This window comes from Limnohabitans sp. DCL3, from assembly GCF_048019295.1.
GTDB lineage: Bacteria > Pseudomonadota > Gammaproteobacteria > Burkholderiales > Burkholderiaceae_C > Limnohabitans_A.
On sequence record NZ_CP171842.1, the window covers coordinates 1,333,749 to 1,351,102 of the forward strand.

The window sequence follows — 17,354 nt, forward strand, 5'->3', positions numbered from 1 at the left end:
TTATGAACTTCGAAATTCAAAAGCGCGCGTTGTCATCGGTGCTTCGTGACGATCTGGATGCGCTGGTGCTCTTGTGGCCGGCCCAAGATGCGGATCTGATCGCCAGCAAGGACCCCATTGCCGCCTTGCTCAAGCAAGCCATGCAGCAGGGTGATTTTGAGCACAAACCGGGTGCCTCGCTGTATTTGTACGCACACCCTGGGGTGAAAACCCGGCACCTCGTGGTTGTATCTGTGGCCGATGGCAGCACAGCGGATGTTGGCACGGCAATGAAAGCGGCTTGGACGGTTTTGAAGTCAGTCAAAGCCAAGCGCCTCGGGGTGCATGCCCCATTCAACATGTCAGCCCAAACTGTGCACGTGCTGGCCAGCACATTGGCCGATGCCAGTTACAGCTACACCAGCACATTGAGTCAACCCAAACCCAGAGCGCTCAAGACGGTTGTTTTCAGCGCGCCAGTGATCCATGCAGAGCAGCGCGCGGCTGTGGCCCATGCGCAGGCTTTGGTGTCCGGCGTCGAAGTGGCCAAAGAGTGGGCCAACCGGCCCGCCAACCACGCCACCCCCTCCATGCTGGCCGATGCGGCCAAATCCATCGCCAAAGGGGCCTGCTTCAAATGTGAAGTTTTGGGCCCCAAGGAGGTCGCCAAGCTGGGCATGGGGGCATTTTTGGCGGTCGCTCGGGGGTCGGTGGAGCCTTTGCGCTTCATCGTGATGCGCTACAACGGTGCGGCGGCCTCTCAAGCGCCCGTGGTGCTGGTGGGCAAGGGCATCACCTTTGATACAGGTGGCATTTCCATGAAGCCTGCGGCCGAGATGGATGAAATGAAATTTGACATGTGTGGTGCCGCCAGCGTGTTGGGGGTCTTCCAAGCACTCGGTCAACTCAAGCCGGCTCTCAACGTGGTGGGCCTGATACCTGCCACCGAGAACATGCCCGATGGCTCAGCCGTGAAACCGGGCGATGTCGTGACCAGTATGGGGGGGCAAACCATTGAAATATTGAACACGGATGCCGAAGGGCGTTTGGTGTTGTGCGACGCATTGACCTATGCTGAACGGTTCAAGCCCCACGCGGTGATCGACATCGCCACCTTGACTGGCGCGTGTGTGATCGCACTGGGCGGGGTCCGTTCCGGACTGTTCACCAGTGACAATGCCTTGGCTGAAATGCTGCAGTTGGCAGGTGAGGCTTCTGGGGATCTGTGCTGGCGCATGCCACTGGATGAAGACTATGCGCAAGGCCTGAAGTCGCGTTTTGCCGATGTGGCCAACGTGGCAGGTCGGCAAGCCGGTGCGATCACGGCGGCCAAATTTCTGCAGCGCTTTGCGTCGCGCTACCCCTGGGCCCACTTGGACATTGCCGGGACGGCTTGGCGCAGCGGTGCGGCCAAGGGTGCAACAGGCAGACCTGTTGCCTTGCTGTTGAACTATTTGTTGATTCAAGCGGAACAAAAAACCCCCAGCTTGTCCAGCAGCCACCGGAAGTAACGGGCTTTGATGACGCAGATTGATTTTCACTTCAATGCCCGCGAGCGCTTGCAGTACACCTGCCGGCTCTTGCGCAAAGTCCATGCGCAAGCCCTTCGGGTGGGGGTGGTCGGTTCTGAGGCGAGTCTGCGGCAACTCGATGTGGCGCTTTGGTCGTTTTCTGAGGCTTCTTTTCTACCGCACAGCACCGCTGCCGATGACCCGGAAATCCAACAAGCTTCGCCTATTCGCTTGCACGGGGATCCCGATCAGTTGAGCGGCATGGATGTGTTGGTGAATTTGGGTGATGAGGTGCCCCCAGGTTTTGACGCATTTCCCCGCCTGGTTGAGATTGTCGCGACTGACGAGCATGGGCGCATGATGGCACGCCAGCGTTGGCGTCACTACACCCATCAAGGCTATGCGTTGATTCAGCACGACTTGTCCAAGTTGGAGGCCTCATGAGCGGTTTGAGCACCCCATCTCCGTGGGATGCCCACGCATCGGACGGGCCGACTGGCGTTATTCCGGTTTTGACGACGGTGGTGCCACAGGAGGCTGTTTCTCCTGCCATGCGCGAGGCTTTGGATGCGAGAGCACAGGACAAGGCCGATTGGATGTCCTTGGAGACCCACTTGCTCCAGGCCTTGCGCCCTGAAATCGAGCGCATGACCACCGAGCTGGTACGGACAGGCCTGCGTGAAGCTTGGCGCAAGCGCGGCGAACGGAAGGCGGGTCCCCTCTGAACGACTTTCCCCCAGCTATTTCTTTGATTTTGGTTTTCCCTAGCTGCAAAATGTCTTGTTTTGCAGTATCTTTAGCGCTTGCTTGATTGAAGCAATTTTTTTTGGGAGTTTCCATGAAATTTTCTGGTACGCGTCAGTTGACTTTGGTATCTGTGGCCGTTGCTGCAGTCGTTTTGGCAGCCTGCGGCAAAAAAGATGCCGCTTCGGATGCCCAAGTGATCAAAATCGGTCACGTGGGTCCTGTCAGCGGAGCCATTGCTCACCTGGGCAAGGACAATGAAAACGGTGCGCGCATGGCCATTGAAGAACTCAATGCTGCCGGTCTGAAATTTGGCGACAAAGCCATCAAGTTTGAGTTGCTCGCCGAAGACGACGCAGCCGATCCCAAGCAAGGCACCGCTGCGGCTCAAAAGCTGGTCGACGCCAAAGTCAACGGTGTGATTGGTCACCTGAACTCCGGCACCACCATTCCCGCATCCCAGCTCTACAACGGCGCTGGTATCCCCCAAATCTCGCCATCCGCCACCAACCCCAAATACACCCGCCAGGGCTATGCCGGCGCATTCCGTGTTGTGGCTGACGATGTGCACTTGGGTGGCACATTGGGCAAGTACGCTGTGGAAACCCTCAAGGGCAAAAACATTGCGGTGATCGACGACCGTACAGCTTATGGCCAAGGCGTGGCTGAAGAATTCAAAAAAGGCGCCACAGCGGCGGGTGGCACCATCGTGGGCCACGAATTCACCACAGACAAAGCCTCTGACTTCAATGCCATCTTGACCACTTTGAAAGCCAAGAAGCCTGACGTGGTGTTCTTCGGCGGTATGGATGCTGTGGCAGGTCCGATGCTGCGTCAGATGAAATCCCTGGGCATCGACGCCAAGTTCATGGGTGGTGATGGCATCTGCACCTCCGAGTTGGCCAAGTTGGCCGGCGACGCCATGAAGGACGAAGGCGTGGTTTGCGCTGAAGCCGGTGGCGTGGAAGGCGAGCAAAAAGTGGGCATGGACAAGTTCCGTGCAGACTTCAAAGCCAAGTACAACGCCGACGTTCAGGTGTATGCCCCTTACGTCTACGACGCTGTCAAAGTCATGGCCACCGCCATGGTGACTGCCGGTTCAGCCGATCCCGCCAAGTACCTGCCTGTGTTGAAGGCAATCAACTACAAAGGCGTTACAGGCAACATCGCATTTGATGAAAAAGGCGACATCAAGAACGGCGCTTTGACCCTCTACACTTACAAAGGTGGCGAGCGTTCACAGATCGCTGTGGTCCGCTGATCTGATAGCCCCCGATGATTCGGGGGCGATTTCAGCGACTGATTCAAACCAACGCTGAACACCCACAAAAAAGCCTGCACTTGTGCAGGCTTTTGTCGTTGTGGGGCTTTGGCCAACCGCTAGGGCTTTGCACCCTCCCATGAAACCAATTACTTGGCATCCGCTGCAGCGCCCGGGCAGGACGAGCTTGACATCAGCTTGGTGCTGGTGACGCCGTTGACCACGCTTGAGGTGAATTGACAAAGGTCAGAAGGACTGATGGTGAAGTCGATAACTTTCTGAGTCCAACCCAAATTCATGTCGTAGCTGACATGGGCAATGGTCGGGGTCAAGCCTGGAATATCGACGGTGAAGGCGACAGAGGGGATCAAACTGCTGACCACGCCTTGTCCCCAAGTCATCATGGATTTGTAATTTTGCCCATCCACAGGGATACCAAAAGACAAATCAAGACCCATGCCGAGGCCCTCGACGCCGCCCGCCATGCTGAAGCCTAAAGCCAAGCCCGTGCTCTCGGATGCTGTGCCGGGCTGCCAAAAGATGGTGACCGATTGGGCCACGCCCGCGTCGATGCCACCGGCTGCGCCGATGTTGGTCAACAAGGCACCTTTGACGGAGCCATCCGACTCAGGCAGCACATTGAGGGCAATCCCAATACCGGTGGCCACCCCGGCAGGTCCAATGCCCGCATCCGTATTGAAGGTGATGCCCCAAGACGAGTTTTTCGCGGAGCCACCCAATTCGGTAAACCCCAACTCTTTGCTCAGCAGTTGCAAATCGGCCATCACGTTGCTGGTCATTTGCTTGCTGGGCATGGCTTTGACGATGCGCTTGATGGCTGCTCGGGCTTGATCCGACATGCTGTTCACACCACTGCCGATGCGGTTGATGGTGGTGCCGTTTTTCCTGACAAAGGCTTTGCCTTGTTGGCGCAGGAGTTTCTCCAACTCGGCTGTGAAAAACTGCGAAACACTCGACATGGTGGCGTCATAGGCGTTGTTGAGCCCTGCCGAGGTTTCATTCATCAACGTGGTGCTGCTATTTCGAACAAAGTTGAATTCATCTTGCGTGAAAGAGGCCAACTGTTGACCTTGGTTCGTTGCGAATTTGATCCCGCCATTGGCCACTGTTTTGATGGGCTTGGACACCTTACGGAAGGCGCATTGGGCGTTACAACCTGCTTGCGCATTGATGGGCAGCAGAACGGACAAACCCAAACTCAGGGCGATCAGAGTCGGGGCAAAAGCGATTTTGCTGTTGAGGAATGGACGGTGTGCAGTTTTTTGTGTCATTTTAGTTCCTGACGACATGAGCAGCCTGAAGGGCTGAGCCCAAAAAAGAAAAAGGCGATGAGCCAATGCGACCCAAAGGGTCGGTGTTACCAGAGATTCGCCACAAAGCAGTATTTGGCTCGACCTTTCCAAGGCTCGCCCATGCCGCTGCCACATTTGAATTGACCGCTTCGGACGTTGTAGGTGTACCGCCCATCTACCCCGTACCAAACGACAGTGTCTTTGCCAACAGAGCCATAAGCATCTTCCCTCCATTGTTGGTTCGGGTCTTGAGGTCTAGAGGGACTTCTGGATGCATAACAAGCTTTGCTCGTTTTGCGTTTGGGATCGCCACCAAAAATATCGGAATCACCACAAATGAATGAGCCAGTCAGCCCAGGACGGATGGACCAGCCATCGCCTGCACCGTAAGCGACATGGTTTGGAGGGGGTGGTGGTCAGTGGTGCACAGCGTGTCAGTGCTGAACGGATCCGGGCCATGGTGACTGCGCCCATCGTGGCGCAACAAATGCGCCTGAATGCGAAGGGGCTGGAAGAGGGGCTCTTGCGAGCAGGGGAGCTGAGCGGTCTCAGCGTCACCGCCTCTCTGGATCGTGGCGGTCAGTCCGGCAGTTCGAGGCTCACCATTGAGGCCCAGGAGGCCCCTTTTGTGGGGGGCGGTCTGACTTTGGATAACTTTGGCGGACCCTACACCGGCGTTGAAAGAGCGACGGGCTTGCTCACTTTCAACAGTCCTCTGGGGCTCGGTGACTCGCTGCTTTTCAATGCGGTGGGCAGTTCCGGGATTGCCATGCTCACGACCCAGATGTCAGTTCCTGTGGGTGATGCCGGTTTGAAGCTGGGAAGCTCACTCACGACTTTGCGTTACCGCGTGGGTGGTGACATGGCCGACCTGGGTCTGCAGGGGCGGGCATTGATGTGGGGCCTGAATGCCAGTTACCCCTTGCACTTGACCCCAACTTCCAAGTTGCGTGCACGCTTGGGATTTGACCGCAAGGCTTTTGTCGATTCAGCCATGGGTGAACGATTGGGGGACAAGGTCGCCCAGGTCCTGTCGCTGGGCTTGAGCGGGCAAACCACAGATGGGTGGTTGGGCGCAGGCTCGAATGACTGGTCCTTGGGCCTTGAGCGCGGCCACATGGACCTTTCGCGTTTGCCCGACGTGCTCGAGCAGGACCAAGCCGGCGCCCGCACCCATGGTGACTTCCACAAATGGCTCTACGCGTACAAACAAACCCAGCCCTTGGCTGGGCGTTGGACGGCAGAGTTCTCGCTCAATGGTCAACAAGCGGCGCGCAACCTCGAAGGTTCCGAGAAGTTTTCATTGGGTGGCAACAGTGGCATTCGGGCCTACCCTGGTGGTGAGGGCGCTGGCGACAGCGGTATGGTGACCAGCCTGACCGTGACGCACCCCTGGGTTTGGCCCACATCCTCCCATCGTTTGGAGTTGTCGGGGTTTTACGATTGGGGACGTATCCGGGTTCACCATTCCGGTGATCAGTTGATCGACAGTGCCTCCGGTTTGAACCAATACAGCCTCAGCGGTGTGGGCTTGGGCCTGAACGTGTCCCAGCCTGGTGCTTGGAGTTTGGCCGTGACCTGGGCTCGGGCTCTGGGACGCAATCTAGGCCGAAGCACAGATGGCAACAACAGCGATGGCAAGGCGGGTCGCAGCCGAGTCTTGATGGTGTTGAACATCGACTACTGAGTGCACAGACGCAGCCCGTATGAATCACGCTTTCCGTCTGATCTGGAGTGAACTCAGCGCTGGGCTTGTGGCCGTGCCGGAAACGGCGACAGGACGCGGCAAAGGGCGGGGCCAGCGCTTGGCGCGAGGCTTGGCGGGCGTGTGTGTCACGGGCGCACTCCTGGGCGTGGTGCAAGCGCAAAATTTGTCGCCTACCCAGTTGCCTGGTCAATCGCAGGTGGTCGCTGGCACCGTGTCGATGGAGCGCTCAGCGAACGCCTTGGTCCTGCGGCAGTCCAGCGATAAGGCGGTGCTCAATTGGAGCAGTTTTGACATTGGCCGAGACGCCAGCGTCAGCTTTGTGCAGCCGGGCTCCTCCAGTACAGCGCTCAACCGGGTTCAAAGCGGTGTCGCCAGCCAGATCGACGGACGGATGACGGCCAATGGTCAGGTGTTCCTGATCAATCCATCGGGTGTTGTCTTTGGTGCAGGTGCACAGGTCAATGTGGGGGCCTTGCTGGCCAGTACGCTGAACTTGACCGATGCCGATTTTCTCGCTGGCCGCTTGCTTCTTTCGGGCTCTTCAACGGCGGGGGGCGTTGCCAACCACGGCCAGATCCAGGCAGACGGCGGCGTGATCGCCCTCATTGCCCCTCAGGTGCGCAACACGGGCACCTTGCAGGCGGACCTTGGCAATGTGGTCCTTGCAGCGGGCGAGAAGGTGAGTTTGGCCTTTTCTGGCAATGGGTTGCTGAAGGTTCAGGTTGACCAAGGTGCTCTGAACGCCCTGGTCGAGAACCAAGGCCTGATCCGTGCCGACGGGGGGGCTGTGCTCATGACCTCCCGTGGCGCCAATGCCCTTTTGTCAACGGTGGTGAACAATGAAGGTGTGGTGCGAGCACGCACCTTGGAGGCGCGTGAAGGGCGCATTTTGTTGCTCGGCGACATGGCCCAAGGCGATATGCGCGTGGCCGGTACCCTGGATGCATCGGCACCCCATGGTGGCCAAGGCGGTTTCATTGAAACCTCCGCAGCCCGGGTCACGGTGGCCCACAGTGCCAAGGTCACCACACAGTCCGCAGGGGGGGCATCGGGTCACTGGTTGATTGACCCTGTTGATTTCATCATCGCTGCGAGTGCAGGCAACGCCACGGGCGCCCAGCTCAGCGCCAGCCTCGAGAGCGGCCATGTCACGATCCTCAACACCCAAGGCACCAGCGGGACAGCGGGCGACATCCTGGTGCAAGATGCTGTCAGCTGGAGTGCTGCCAACAAACTCACACTGGACGCACAAGGGAGCGTCCATGTTTCGGCCAACATCAGCGCTGTGTCCGGCAGTCTGGACATCAACGCCGGCACTGGTGGCCTGAGCGGCGCTGGCGGTATCGTCCTGAGCGGCGCAGGGCAGGCTTTGACGGTGAATCAGGGCGGAAACAGCACCTACAGCGGTGCCTTCAGCGGCGCGGCCGCGCTGGTCAAAACAGGCGCCGGAGCGCTGACCTTGAGTGGCAGCAACACCTACAGCGGTGGCACCAGCATCACTTCGGGCCTGCTCAAAGCGGGGGTGTCAACCCTGGGGGCTGTCACCAGCGGTCCCTTTGGGACGGGCGTCGTCACGGTGAGCAGCGGTGCAGCGCTGGACTTGAATGGGCAAAGCTTGGCCAATGCGTTGTCTTTGTCGGGCACCGGCTTGTCCGAAACCGGTGTGCTGCTCAACAGCAGCGCTGCCTCGTCCAATGTCAGTGGCGCGATCACCCTGGCCAACAACATCACTGTGAATGCGTCGGCTGTTGGTGACCTCACCCTCAGCGGTCTGGTGGACGGTCCATTCGCCCTGAACATCCACAACAGCGGCAGCGGGCAGGTGTCACTGACCGGCAGCAACACCTACTCGGGTGGCACCACCCTGACCATGGGCACGCTGGGTGTGTATGCCAACACCGCGTTGGGCAGTTCGCCCTTGAGCATCGGCAATGCCTCACTCAAGTTCGGTCGAGGTGTGACCCAGTTTGGTAACGCCATCACGCTCAACGGCGCAGCCACCATTTCCCTGGACAGCCAAGTGGATTATTTGATCGTCGGTGGTGGTGGCGCTGGCGGAAAGAGTGGGGGCGGGGGGGCGGGTGGTCTGCTGGCCGGCAGCAGCAATTTGGCTGGTGCCGACTATACCGTCGTGGTCGGTTCAGGAGGCCAATCTGCCACTCAGAAGGGTGGTTCCACCACCGCATTCGGCCTCACGGCCTTGGGTGGTGGTGCGGGCGGACATGGTTCAAATGCCGCCGGCACGAACGGCGGCTCAGGCGGCGGCTCATCTTTTGACTCCAGAAATGTCACCGTGGCCACAGGCACCCCTGGTCAAGGATTCAGTGGCGGTGCGTCCAACCGAAACGCTTACGGCGCTGGTGGTGGGGGCGGCGGTTCAGGCGGAGCGGGTGGTGCTTCCGTCGTTGCTGCGGACGGGTATGGACAAGGCGGCGACGGCGGCTTGGGCACAGCTTCGGCCATCACCGGCGTCCTGAATTACTACGCGGGCGGCGGCGGCGGTGGCACCAATACCGCCGCAGCTCTCACCAGTGGCGGCGCAGGTGGCTCTGGCGTTGGTGGTGCGGGTGCCACTGGCAACGATGGTGCGGGCCAAAATGCCGTGGCCAATACCGGCTCCGGCGGCGGTGGCGCAGAACCAGGTAGCAATGTGGTCGGCAAAGGTTCAGCCGGTATCGTGGTGGCGCGCTACCGGGGACCACAAGCTGGCTCGGGTGGTACCAGCGTGGCTGAAGGCACCGGCAGTGCCAGCGGTTTCACGGTTCACACGTTTACCAGCAACGGCACACTGACCTTGGCACCGGCTGCGGTCACGTTGACCGGCGCCATCGGTGGCAACGGCAGTTTGAGGACGGACGCGACAGGTGGCAGCCTCACTTTCAGCGGCAGCAACACCTACAGCGGTGGCACGGTCCTTTCCGCGGGCGCCCTGTCCTTGGGTTCAGCCGGGGCATTGGGGAGCGCCGGTCTCATCAGCTTCGCTGGTGGCACACTGAAATTTGGCGCCAACAACACCACCGATTACTCCAGTCGTTTCAGCATGGCGGACAACCAGGCCTACAGCCTGGACACCAATGGGCAAAACATCACGTTGGCGAGCAACCTGACGAGTACGGGGGGCAGCCTGAGCAAGTTGGGCAGCGGCCAACTCACCTTGAGTGGCGCCAACACCTACAGTTCAGGCACGACGGTTCAGGCCGGGACGCTTTTTGGTGGCGCGAGCAGTGAAACCCGCACCGCCTTTGGCAGCGGCAGCATCACCGTCGCGGCCAGTTCCACCTTGTGGACCGACCGCAGCACCTTGGCCAATGCCCTGGTGCTCAATGGCGGCACACTCAAAGGCACCAATGGATTTGGTGAGAACTGGAGCGGTGGCGTGACCTTGACGGGCGTGGCCACGGTGGATGTGGGCGCCTACATGACCCTCAGCGGACCCCTCAGCGGTACGGGCAATCTACTCAAGTTGAGCGAAGGACAGCTGCTACTGAGCGGAAACAACACGTACAGCGGTGGTACAGCCATCAATGCCGGCACGCTGGCTTTGGACTCATCCGGGGCCTTGGGGACTTTGGGCGTCATCACCTTTGGGGGGGGCACGCTCAAGTTTGGACCCAGCAACACCTCCGATTACAGCAGCCGCTTCGGCACGGGTGCCAGCCAGCGCTTCAAATTTGACACCAATGGTCAAAACGTCACGCTGGCCGGCAACCTCGTCAGCAGCGGCGGCTCTCTCACCAAGCTGGGCAGTGGGCAGCTCACTTTGAGTGGTGCCAACAACTACAGCGGCGGCACTGTGCTCAGTGGAGGCACACTGGCGCTGGGTTCGTCCGGTGCCTTGGGCAGCTCAGGCAGCATCAGCTTTGCGGGGGGGACGCTGCAGTTCACTGCCAGCAATGTCACCAATTACGCCAGCCGCTTTAACACCGCAGCCAATCAGGCCTACAGCTTGGATACGAACGGCCAAAACGTGACATTGACGGGCAACCTCACCAGCAGTGGGGGCAGCTTGATCAAGTTGGGCAGCGGCCAACTCACCTTGAGCGGCACCAACACCTACAGCGGCGGTACCACCCTCAGTGGGGGCACACTGTCACTGGGCTCGTCCGGGGCCTTGGGCAGCACGGGCACCATCAGCTTTGCCGGTGGCACCCTCCAGTATGGTGCCAGTAACACCACCGATTATTCTGGCCGTTTCAGCTCAGCCGCCAACCAGGCCTTGCGCATCGACACCAATGGGCGCGACGTGACTTTTGCGAGCAACCTCATCAGCAGCGGCGGCAGTTTGACCAAACTGGGCACAGGCGCACTGACCTTGAGCGGCACAAACACTTACAGCGGCGGCACCACGGTCCAGGCTGGTACGCTTTTCGGTGGCGCCGGCAGCGGAACCCGCACCGCCTTTGGCAGCGGCAGCATCAGCGTGGACGGCTCTGCGACCTTATGGACCGATCGCAGTACCTTGGCCAACCCACTGGTTCTGAATGGCGGAACCGTTCTCGGGACAAATGGCTTTGGTGAAATTTGGACGGGCCCGGTCACCTGGAGTGCCGCCAGCACGATTGACGCACGACACTTTGTCACCCTGAGTGGCGACATGACAGGGGGCGGCTCTCTGACCAAGGTCAGTTCGGGCACTTTGGTGCTGTCCGGTAGCAACAGTTTCACGGGGGGTGTGCGAATCGGTGGCGGTACGCTCTTTCTGGGCTCAAGCGGCGCACTGGGCAGCAGCGGCAGCATCTCTTTTGAAGGCGGCACGCTTCAGTTCGGTGCAGCCAACACCACCGACTACTCTGCCCGCTACAGCAACACCGCCAACCAAGCCTTTCGCATTGACACCAATGGTCAAAACGTCACGTTGGCCGGCAACCTCATCAGCAGCGGCGGCTCTCTCACCAAGCTGGGCAACGGGCAGCTGACTTTGAGTGGTGCCAACACCTACAGCGCCGGCACAACCATCAACGCAGGTACCCTGGCGCTGGGTTCGTCTGGGGCCTTGGGCAGCACGGGCAGCATCAGTTTTGCCGGGGGTACGCTGAAGTTTTCTGCGGTCAATACCGAAGACTACAGCAGCCGCTTCAACACCGCAGCCAATCAGGCCTACAGTTTGGATACGAATGGCCAAAACGTGACACTGACGGGCAACCTCACCAGCAGTGGGGGGAGCTTGACCAAGTTGGGCAGCGGGCAGCTGACATTGAGTGGTGCCAACACCTACAGCGGCACCACCACCATCAGCGGCGGCCATTTGCGCATTGCCAGCGACACGCCTCAGTTGTTGACCAGCGGATTTCAGGGGAGCGGCACCTTGTCCATCGAGTCGGTGGGTAACAGCTTCACACTTGACAACATGAGCTTTGACCGGCCTGTCAATGGTTTGTCGGGCCTGGTGCTTGGTAAAAACGACAACCGCGCAGCCCTCTCCTTGGCTGCTCCTCTCAGTGTGGCCGGTCCAGTGACTGTGAACGCGGGTGATTTGGCCATCAATGCCAATTTGACGACGACTGCGGCGGGTGGTGTTCTGCTGAAATCTGCAGGCACTCTGAGCATCGCTTCGGGCAAGCAAGTCAGCGCTGGGGCAGGCGGTCTGACCCTGGTGGCGCAGCGTTTCGTCAATCAGGCCGGCCCCAGCGCATTACTCACCACAGCGGGTCACGTCTGGCAAGTTTGGAGCAGCAATGCCACGCCGTTTGATGCCACTGTGGGTGATGTTTCGGGAAACTTGGCCTATGCCTACAAACAGTACCAAGCCAACTATGGCGCGACCCTTCCAGCAGGCTCAGGGCATGCCATGCTCTTCAGTTTGGCCCCCACGCTTTCAGTCAATCTGACTGGTGCGGTGTCGCGCGTCTATGACGGTGGCGTCCAGGCCACTGTCTCGTCCAGTCAGTTTCAAGTATCTGGAGCGGTCGATGGTGACCAGATTCAGCTGAACACCCCCAACATCGCCCAATTCACCACGGCGGGTACTGGACCGGGCATCAAGGATGTGGGTACCCAAAAAACTGTAGAGGCCAGCGGAGTCACTGTGGTGTCCGCCTCCCGGGGTGCTGCAACGGTATTTGGCTACCGCTTGAACAGCGCCACGGCGACAGGGGCAATCGGTGAGATCTTGCCGAAGGAGGTTGAGCTCTCCGCCAGCAAGACGTATGACGGTCTGCTGACTCTGGGGCCCGGCGCGGTAGAGATCAGGACAGGTGTGGGTTTGGAAACCCTCACCTACAGCGATGCACGAAGCAGCCAAGCGCATGTGCTCAGTCCAGGAAACCGCATCACCAGTTTGACCCTGAGCGATGCCACCGATTTGTCGGGAGGCCTTGCGGTGAATTACAAGCTCCCCACCCTCAATGCAACGAATGCACCGGTGACCATTGCGCCCAGACAGCTGCAGGCCTTGGCCAGCATAGCGGGCGCGGACAAGACGTACGACGGCTACCTGGTGGCCACGGGCTCCAGCCTCACGGGCAGCACCATTGGCGCGCTCAACGGGGATGCGGTGGCACTGGATGTGAGCGCAATGGGCTTGGCGTTCAACGACGCGCACGCCGGTGCGCGCAGCATCAGCGCCAGTGGCACGGCAGCGCTGGGCGCGGTGATGGGCGCGGGCGTGGGCGCCAAAGACGGCACAGCGGGCAACGCGGTGGCGGGGCAAGCGGGCGACTACGTGCTGGGATCGCAGCCGGTGGTGGCTGCGGTGAGCCGCCAGATTTTGCCGGCCCAGCTGCAGGCCTTGGCCAGCATAGCGGGCGCGGACAAGACGTACGACGGCTACCTGGTGGCCACGGGCTCCAGCCTCACGGGCAGCACCATTGGCGCGCTCAACGGGGATGCGGTGGCACTGGATGTGAGCGCGATGGGCTTGGCGTTCAACGACGCGCACGCCGGTGCGCGCAGCATCAGCGCCAGTGGCACGGCAGCGCTGGGCGCGGTGACGGGCGCGGGCGTGGGCGCCAAAGACGGCACAGCGGGCAACGCGGTGGCGGGGCAAGCGGGCGACTACGTGCTGGGATCGCAGCCGGTGGTGGCAGCGGTGAGCCGACAGATTTTGCCGGCCCAGCTGCAGGCCGTGGCCAGCATAGCGGGCGTGGACAAGACGTACGACGGCTACCTGGTGGCCACGGGCTCCAGCCTCACGGGCAGCACCATTGGCGCGCTCAACGGGGATGCGGTGGCACTGGATGTGAGCGCGATGGGCTTGGCGTTCAACGACGCGCACGCCGGTGCGCGCAGCATCAGCGCCAGTGGCACGGCAGCGCTGGGCGCGGTGACGGGCGCGGGCGTGGGCGCTAAAGACGGCACAGCGGGCAACGCGGTGGCGGGGCAAGCGGGCGACTACGTGCTGGGATCGCAGCCGGTGGTGGCAGCGGTGAGCCGCCAGATTTTGCCGGCCCAGCTGCAGGCCTTGGCCAGCATAGCGGGCGCGGACAAGACGTACGACGGCTACCTGGTGGCCACGGGCTCCAGCCTCACGGGCAGCACCATTGGCGCGCTCAACGGGGATGCGGTGGCACTGGATGTGAGCGCGATGGGCTTGGCGTTCAACGACGCGCACGCCGGTGCGCGCAGCATCAGCGCCAGTGGCACGGCAGCGCTGGGCGCGGTGACGGGCGCGGGCGTGGGCGCCAAAGACGGCACAGCGGGCAACGCGGTGGCGGGGCAAGCGGGCGACTACGTGCTGGGATCGCAGCCGGTGGTGGCTGCGGTGAGCCGCCAGATTTTGCCGGCCCAGCTGCAGGCCTTGGCCAGCATAGCGGGCGCGGACAAGACGTACGACGGCTACCTGGTGGCCACGGGCTCCAGCCTCACGGGCAGCACCATTGGCGCGCTCAACGGGGATGCGGTGGCACTGGATGTGAGCGCGATGGGCTTGGCGTTCAACGACGCGCACGCCGGTGCGCGCAGCATCAGCGCCAGTGGCACGGCAGCGCTGGGCGCGGTGACGGGCGCGGGCGTGGGCGCCAAAGACGGCACAGCGGGCAACGCGGTGGCGGGGCAAGCGGGCGACTACGTGCTGGGATCGCAGCCGGTGGTGGCTGCGGTGAGCCGACAGATTTTGCCGGCCCAGCTGCAGGCCTTGGCCAGCATAGCGGGCGTGGACAAGACGTACGACGGCTACCTGGTGGCCACGGGCTCCAGCCTCACGGGCAGCACCATTGGCGCGCTCAACGGGGATGCGGTGGCACTGGATGTGAGCGCGATGGGCTTGGCGTTCAACGACGCGCACGCCGGTGCGCGCAGCATCAGCGCCAGTGGCACGGCAGCGCTGGGCGCGGTGACGGGCGCGGGCGTGGGCGCTAAAGATGGCACAGCGGGCAACGCGGTGGCGGGGCAAGCGGGCGACTACGTGCTGGGATCGCAGCCGGTGGTGGCAGCGGTGAGCCGCCAGATTTTGCCGGCCCAGCTGCAGGCCTTGGCCAGCATAGCGGGCGTGGACAAGACGTACGACGGCTACCTGGTGGCCACGGGCTCCAGCCTCACGGGCAGCACCATTGGCGCGCTCAACGGGGATGCGGTGGCACTGGATGTGAGCGCGATGGGCTTGGCGTTCAACGACGCGCACGCCGGTGCGCGCAGCATCAGCGCCAGTGGCACGGCAGCGCTGGGCGCGGTGACGGGCGCGGGCGTGGGCGCTAAAGATGGCACAGCGGGCAACGCGGTGGCGGGGCAAGCGGGCGACTACGTGCTGGGATCGCAGCCGGTGGTGGCAGCGGTGAGCCGCCAGATTTTGCCGGCCCAGCTGCAGGCCTTGGCCAGCATAGCGGGCGTGGACAAGACGTACGACGGCTACCTGGTGGCCACGGGCTCCAGCCTCACGGGCAGCACCATTGGCGCGCTCAACGGGGATGCGGTGGCACTGGATGTGAGCGCGATGGGCTTGGCGTTCAACGACGCGCACGCCGGTGCGCGCAGCATCAGCGCCAGTGGCACGGCAGCGCTGGGCGCGGTGACGGGCGCGGGCGTGGGCGCCAAAGACGGCACAGCGGGCAACGCGGTGGCGGGGCAAGCGGGCGACTACGTGCTGGGATCGCAGCCGGTGGTGGCTGCGGTGAGCCGACAGATTTTGCCGGCCCAGCTGCAGGCCTTGGCCAGCATAGCGGGCGCGGACAAGACGTACGACGGCTACCTGGTGGCCACGGGCTCCAGCCTCACGGGCAGCACCATTGGCGCGCTCAACGGGGATGCGGTGGCACTGGATGTGAGCGCGATGGGCTTGGCGTTCAACGACGCGCACGCCGGTGCGCGCAGCATCAGCGCCAGTGGCACGGCAGCGCTGGGCGCGGTGACGGGCGCGGGCGTGGGCGCCAAAGACGGCACAGCGGGCAACGCGGTGGCGGGGCAAGCGGGCGACTACGTGCTGGGATCGCAGCCGGTGGTGGCTGCGGTGAGCCGCCAGATTTTGCCGGCCCCGATCTTCAGAATCACGGGCATCACCGCAGCCGATAAGAGCTTTGATGGGTTGTTAGATGCCGAATTGGACACCTCTGGCGCAGCTTTTTCTGGCAAGTTATTGGACGATCAGTTGCTTGTCGCGAACGGTGCTGTGGGACGATTCACTGACAGTGTGGCGGGAAACAACAAATTGGTGAACATCACCGCATTGGCGCTCAGTGGCGCCGATGCTTCGAACTATGTGTTGTTGGATACCTCGGCCCAGACGACGGCCAGCATCACGGCCAACCAGGTGACCTTGGTCACGCAATCGGTGAGCAGTGTGTTGACTGCCGTACCCAAAGTCATGCCTGCGCCTGCGCCTGCGCCAAGCCCTGCCTTACCACCGCCTTCGGCGCCGGTTGCTGCGCCGGTCAGCGCTGCGCCAGCAGCGTCTTCCCCCGCACCATCTTCCGCGCCAGCCGCCTCTTCGGCTCCTGCCTCCACCCCTGCTTCCACTCCTGCTTCCACTCCTGCAGCTGAAGCGCCAGCGACTGCCCCTGCAGCGGCTGCACCTGCGGCGGCTGCGCCAGCAGCAGCGCCTGCGGATGCTTCGGGGGCCGCGCCTGCAGCAGCTGCTCCAGCTGCGGCAGCACCCGCTCAGTCTTCACCAGCCCCTGGCCCCAGCACTGCGGCACCAGCCACAGCGGCTCCGACCACAACTGCACCCGCTGCAGCAACACCCACAGCAGCTCCAGCGCGAGCCGCTAACGCTCCAGCGGCCACGGCGCCACCGGCCTCCGCTGGAGCGGCGCCTGTCAGCAGCCCTGCAGCGAGCGGTCAAGGAGCCAATCCGGGGGGGGCCAAACAGGACCCCGCTGGTCGCCCAGTCAAATCTGCAGGTGGAAAATCGCCAGAGCCCGGTAAGAACAAGACCGCCAGTGCCGCCTCTGCAGGCCGCGCACTACCGCCCAGAAGTGTGGCCGCAGCCCGAGCTGCTGCTGTTTCCAGTCGTCTCGCTGCTGCTCGATCGCAAGCCCAACGGGCGGCTACCCAAATCACCCGTTCAGCATCGGTGAGTGCTGTGCGCGAGGGTGCGAAGGCCCGTCGCATGGTCTCCGAGTCGATGAATCGGCCCCAAGTGGCCATTCGAACACTCCCGAGCCAACCCATTCGGGATTTCGGCAGCGCCGTGGTCGATAAGGTGGGCGCTCAAAACCCCTTGTTGGCTGAAAACAAAATCGTTCCGCGTGAGCCTGAGCGTGATGCTTTGTTGCCACCGCCCAGTGAGATGACGCAATCCTTTGATGCGGTGCCTTCGCTGCGGAGTCCCTCGACCAAGCAAAAGGTCAGGCACTCCAAGAGCGTGACGCTTCAGGAGGAAACCATGGAAGCGGTGAACTTCCTGAATTTGATCAACCTTCGACTTTTACCCTGATTGGACGTATTTCCTATGTTGGCCTGGTTCCATA

Annotated in this window: 7 protein-coding genes; 6 read left to right on the forward strand and 1 reads right to left on the reverse strand. The window is 61.8% G+C overall.

The annotated features are described in order from the left end of the window. Nucleotides 1-2 precede the first annotated feature (2 nt). The 4 genes from ACHEXK_RS06065 (at nucleotide 3) to ACHEXK_RS06080 (ending at nucleotide 3,495) form a co-directional block, all read left to right on the forward strand. Nucleotides 3-1,490, forward strand: coding sequence for a leucyl aminopeptidase (locus ACHEXK_RS06065; protein ID WP_416548476.1), 1,488 nt, complete (start codon nucleotides 3-5; stop codon nucleotides 1,488-1,490). Nucleotides 1,491-1,499: 9 nt separating this feature from the next. Next, nucleotides 1,500-1,934: a DNA polymerase III subunit chi gene (locus ACHEXK_RS06070; protein ID WP_416548477.1), complete on the forward strand. Its 435-nt coding sequence runs from the start codon at nucleotides 1,500-1,502 to the stop codon at nucleotides 1,932-1,934. Further along, entirely contained in the window at nucleotides 1,931-2,215 is a 285-nt protein-coding gene (locus ACHEXK_RS06075) for a hypothetical protein (RefSeq protein WP_416548478.1), read from the forward strand. The genes ACHEXK_RS06070 and ACHEXK_RS06075 overlap by 4 nt, the downstream gene beginning before the upstream one ends. Before the next feature lie 113 nt (nucleotides 2,216-2,328). Beyond that, nucleotides 2,329-3,495 (forward strand): branched-chain amino acid ABC transporter substrate-binding protein, encoded by a 1,167-nt coding sequence (locus ACHEXK_RS06080; RefSeq protein ID WP_416548479.1) that lies wholly within the window; start codon nucleotides 2,329-2,331, stop codon nucleotides 3,493-3,495. 149 nt (nucleotides 3,496-3,644) lie between these two features. Here ACHEXK_RS06080 and ACHEXK_RS06085 read toward each other — a convergent pair whose 3' ends face one another. Continuing rightward, nucleotides 3,645-4,787, reverse strand: a complete 1,143-nt coding sequence (locus ACHEXK_RS06085) for a hypothetical protein (protein ID WP_416548480.1) — start codon at nucleotides 4,785-4,787, stop codon at nucleotides 3,645-3,647. Between the two features lie 361 nt (nucleotides 4,788-5,148). Here ACHEXK_RS06085 and ACHEXK_RS06090 point away from each other — a divergent pair, with 361 nt between their 5' ends. Next, a complete protein-coding gene (locus tag ACHEXK_RS06090; RefSeq protein ID WP_416548481.1) occupies nucleotides 5,149-6,495 on the forward strand; it encodes a ShlB/FhaC/HecB family hemolysin secretion/activation protein in 1,347 nt (448 codons plus the stop codon). Between the two features lie 19 nt (nucleotides 6,496-6,514). Next, complete coding sequence (locus ACHEXK_RS06095; RefSeq protein WP_416548482.1) at nucleotides 6,515-17,320, forward strand: autotransporter-associated beta strand repeat-containing protein; 10,806 nt, start codon at nucleotides 6,515-6,517, stop codon at nucleotides 17,318-17,320. Nucleotides 17,321-17,354: the final 34 nt, after the last annotated feature.